The organism is Anaeromyxobacter sp. PSR-1, assembly GCF_000964525.1.
GTDB lineage: Bacteria > Myxococcota > Myxococcia > Myxococcales > Anaeromyxobacteraceae > Anaeromyxobacter.
On the sequence record NZ_BAZG01000273.1, the window covers coordinates 1 to 4,037 of the forward strand.

Genomic DNA, 4,037 nt, shown 5'->3' on the forward strand with positions numbered 1-4,037 from the left:
CCGGCCCGGGCGCGTCGAAGCGCTGGAACCTCTACCTGCGCTGGATGGTGCGCGGCCCCGACGCGGTGGACCTGGGGCTGTGGCGCGAGGTCCCGGCCGCGGCGCTGGTGGTCCCGCTCGACACCCACGTGCACCGGGTGGCGCGCGCGCTCGGGCTCACCGCGCGCCGCGACGCGAGCTGGCGGACCGCCGAGGAGATCACCGCTGCGCTCCGCCGCGTGGACCCCGCCGATCCGGTCCGCTTCGACTTCGCGCTCTGCCACCTCGGCATGAGCGGGCTGTGCCCGGCGCGCCGCGATCCGGCGCGGTGCGAGGCCTGCACGCTCGGCGCGGCCTGCCTGGCGCGGGCGCGCGGGATCAGCGGGACGAGGGGAGCCCGGCCCAGCGGCAGCGCCAGAGCTGGAACGTCGTCACCTCGTCGCCGCCGCGCCGCACGGTGAGCGGCGGCAGCGCCTCGAGCGGCGCGCACGCCTCGGCGCGGCGCAGGCAGGTGCGCTTCTCGCGCCGGTCGAGCACCACGACGCCGGAGCGGCCGCGGAGCGCCTCGGGGTCGAACCAGTAGCGGTACTGGAGCCCGTGCTCGCCGGTGATCTCGGAGGACCAGGTGCGCGGCCGGCCGGGCAGGTAGTACTCCAGCTCGGCGGAGACCTTGTAGTTGCAGCCGGCCACGAACGCGTCGGGCCCGAGCGCCGCGCGCTCCGCCTCCACCCGCGCGGCCAGCTCGCGCCAGCCGGAGGAGCCCTCGTCGCGCGCCGGGAACGGCAGCGCGGGCCAGAGCGGCACCAGGTGCACGTACACCGACGCGACCGCCGCGAGCGCCACGCCCGCCACGCCCGCCTTCCAGCGCCAGCCGCGCCGCTCCACCGCCAGGGCCGCCGCGGCGGCGAGCGCGGTGGGGTAGGCCGCGGCCAGCCAGTTGCCCTTCACCCAGTGGAACGGGGAGATCACCGCCGCGAGCACGAGCAGCGGCGCCGAGAAGATCGCGCAGATCCGGTAGGCCGCCTCGCGGCGGCGGCGCACCGCGGCCACCACCGCCTCGACCAGGAGCACGAGCACGATGGGCGTGACCAGGCCCGCCTGCAGCGCGAGGAAGCGCCCCACCAGCACCGGCCGGAAGCCGGAGCGCTCGACGCGCTCGGCGGTCTGGAACGCGAAGCTCGCCATCCGGTGCTGGAGGTTCCAGGCGATCACCGGCGAGAACAGCGCCAGCGCCAGCGCCGCGCCCAGCCAGGGCCAGGGCGTGCGCAGCATGCGCCGGCCGCGCGCGTCGAGCGCGAGCACCAGCAGGATCTGCGGCAGCAGCAGGAACCCGGTGTACTTGCCCAGCACCGCCCAGCCCACCGCCGCGCCGGCCGCGAGCAGCCAGCGCGGCCGCTCCTCGTCGAGCGCGCGCACCGTGAAGTACAGCGCCATCGCCCAGCCGGAGAGCAGCGGGGCGTCGGGCGTGACGATCACCTGGCCCATGCCGAACAGCGGGACGCTGAGCGCGGCGGCGAGCGCCACCAGCGCCGGGCGGGAGCCGAACAAGCGCCGGACCGTGAGCCACAGGAACGCCGCGAAGACGGCCGAGTGCAGCGCGGCGGCCAGCCGGATGGCGCGCTCGCCCTCGCCGGCGAGCGCGGTGGTGAGCGCGATGGTCCAGGCGGCGAGGGGCGGGTGGTCGAAGTACGAGAGCGCGAGCCGCCGGCTCCAGGTCCAGTAGTAGGCCTCCTGCGGCGAGAGCGCGATCAGCCCGCCGTAGGCGACGTGCAGGGCGGTGACGGCCGCGCCGAGCGCGAGCGCCAGCCGGTCGAGGCGCGGGTCGCGGGCGGGCGAGGCGGGCGGAGGGGAGGGGACGGCGCGCGGCGACGGAGCGGGCTCGGCGGGGCTCGGCACGCGGCGGAGGGTACCGCGAAGCGGGGCGCGCGCGAAGCGAGCCGATCAGACGCGCCGCAGCTTCTGCCGCAGCTCCAGGGCGATCTCGCCCTCCCGGAACACCCGCACCGTCCCGGTGGTCTGGGACACGGTGATGGCGACGGCGTTGGACTCGGCGGTGATCGACGCCGCGGCGCTGTGGCGCGCCCCCAGGCCCATGGGCAGCTTCACGTCGCGCGACATGGAGAGCAGGTACCGCCCGGCCGCCAGCACCACCCCGTCCTCGCGGATGATGAAGGCGCCGTCGAGCGCCGAGAACGTCTTGATCGCCTCGCGGATGGGCGGGTCGAGCGCGTTCCGCTCCGCCTCGCTGATCCCCTGGAACGGGTTCAGGATGAGCTGGCGGCTCTTCTCCATCACCGCGGTCGAGTCGCCGACGACCACGATGGTGCCCACCGGGTGGCCCTCGTAGCCCTCCGCGCCGATCTCCATGGCGGTGTGGATGAGGCTCTCCACCACCTGCGACGAGAACTCCGGCGGCAGGCCCAGCGTGTCCACCCGGATCTTCTCCTCCGGGTCCTCCGAGCCGATCACCAGCTTCACCAGCGTGTCCATGACCCGGTCGTCGCCGGGGCCGCACAGCGCCAGCACGGTGTCGCCGTCCTTGAGCAGCCCGGCCGACTGCGCCGCCACCACCGCCACCTTGATCTTCTCGATGCGGGTGTAGTCGTAGGGCGGGATCATCACCGCCGTCGCCTTCTTGGCCTTGAGCTGGTTGGCGATGCCCTCGCTCGAGACCGCGTAGACCAGCTTGCGCTTGGTCGGACGGCCGCGCACCTCGGTCGGCAGGGGCGGGTGGTCGGACACGAACAGGAGCCGGTCCACGTCCGAGCGCGACATCAGCGCGAGCGCGCTGCGGAGGAAGTCGCGATCCAGCTTGCCGTCGGGCATGCGCGGAGGATCCGCCGCGGCGGCGCCCGAGTCAAAAAGGTTCGCCTGCCCCGCGCGCCGCCGCCCTCCTCCGCCGGACGCGGGAGGCGCCGCGCCGGCGGCCCGCCCCGCGGGCGCCCCCTCACCTTGACACCGGCACCCCTGCCGTTTAGGTTCTCGGCCTTCATTTTCCGGCCCCAGGTCTCGGGGCGGAGCGGGGTGCACGCTTGAACAAGAAGGATCTCAAGAGGTTCAAGACGATGCTGGAGGAGTCCAAGCGCCAGCTCCTCGTGCAGGCGAAGAAGACCCTGACCGAGGAATCGTCGTTCGACACGGACGACCTCCCGGACGAGATCGACCTGGCCTCGAGCGAGTACACGCAGTCGATGATCTTCCGGCTGCGGGACCGCGAGAAGTTCCTGCTCGCCAAGATCGACAAGGCGCTGGCGCGCATCGAGAACGGCACGTTCGGCATCTGCGAGAAGTGCGAGGAGGAGATCTCCGCCAAGCGCCTCGAGGCGCGGCCGGTGACCACCCTCTGCATCCGCTGCAAGGAGGAGCAGGAGCAGAAGGAGAAGTCCTTCGGCTAGCTGCGTCCCCGAGCCTCGGGTCTCGCGCGCGGCCGGGCGGAGACGCCCGGCCGTCGTGTTCTCAGGCCTCGACGCGCAGGAGCTGGGCGCCGAGCAGGAGCTGGTCGCCCGGCGCGACCTCGGTCGGCGCCGAGATGCGCACGAACGTCCCGTTGGAGCTGCCCAGGTCCACCAGCGTGACCGCGTCGCCGCGCACGTCGATGCGCGCGTGGCGCGCCGAGACGTAGCGGTCGGACGGGAAGCTGATCCGCCCGGCCTCGCGGCCGATGGCGTTCTCGCCCTCGAGCAGCGGGACGACCTCGCCCTGGCCGCCGCCCTCCAGGAGCTGCGACAGGCGGAAGCGGCAGCCCGGATCCGGCGCGCCCCAGCTCCGCACCCCGTGCACCGCGGGGGGCGGGCGCGGGAGCGGCTCGAGCCGGAGGAGCTGCCGGCCGACGCGGATCTCCTCGCCGACGGCCAGCCGGTGCGGGCGGCGGATGCGGACGAAGGTGCCGTTCGCGCTGCCCAGGTCCTCGACCCGCAGCGCGGCGCCCTGCACGCGGAAGCAGGCGTGGCGCGGGGAGACGGTCGGGTCGTCCGGGATCCGGATCTCGCCCTCGGTGCGCCCGCACACCGCCTCCGGCGCGGGCACGCCGTACTCGGCGCCGGGCAGGCCGTCGGTGC

5 protein-coding genes are annotated in these 4,037 nt (G+C 74.6%); 2 read left to right on the plus strand and 3 right to left on the minus strand.

Features of this window, described 5'->3' with window-relative positions; all coding sequences use genetic code 11:
- A partial coding sequence (locus PSR1_RS22130; RefSeq protein ID WP_152643418.1) for a DUF2400 family protein occupies positions 1-440 on the plus strand: 440 nt, incomplete at its 5' end.
- Here PSR1_RS22130 and PSR1_RS22135 read toward each other — a convergent pair.
- Entirely contained in the window at positions 358-1,875 is a 1,518-nt protein-coding gene (locus PSR1_RS22135) for a glycosyltransferase family 39 protein (protein ID WP_059439494.1), read from the minus strand. The two genes, PSR1_RS22130 and PSR1_RS22135, sit on opposite strands and share 83 nt — an antisense overlap.
- 45 nt (positions 1,876-1,920) lie before the next feature.
- Entirely contained in the window at positions 1,921-2,805 is an 885-nt protein-coding gene (locus PSR1_RS22140) for a diadenylate cyclase (protein WP_059439495.1), read from the minus strand.
- Positions 2,806-3,011: 206 nt separating this feature from the next.
- On the opposite strand from PSR1_RS22140, the gene PSR1_RS22145 reads away from it, so the two are divergent.
- On the plus strand, positions 3,012-3,374 hold the full coding sequence (locus tag PSR1_RS22145; protein ID WP_011421606.1) for a TraR/DksA C4-type zinc finger protein: 363 nt from the start codon (positions 3,012-3,014) through the stop codon (positions 3,372-3,374).
- 61 nt (positions 3,375-3,435) lie between these two features.
- Here the strand turns inward: PSR1_RS22145 and PSR1_RS22150 are convergent.
- Positions 3,436-4,037, minus strand: a 602-nt coding sequence (locus PSR1_RS22150; RefSeq protein WP_152643419.1) for an FHA domain-containing protein, incomplete at its 5' end; no start/stop codon positions are given.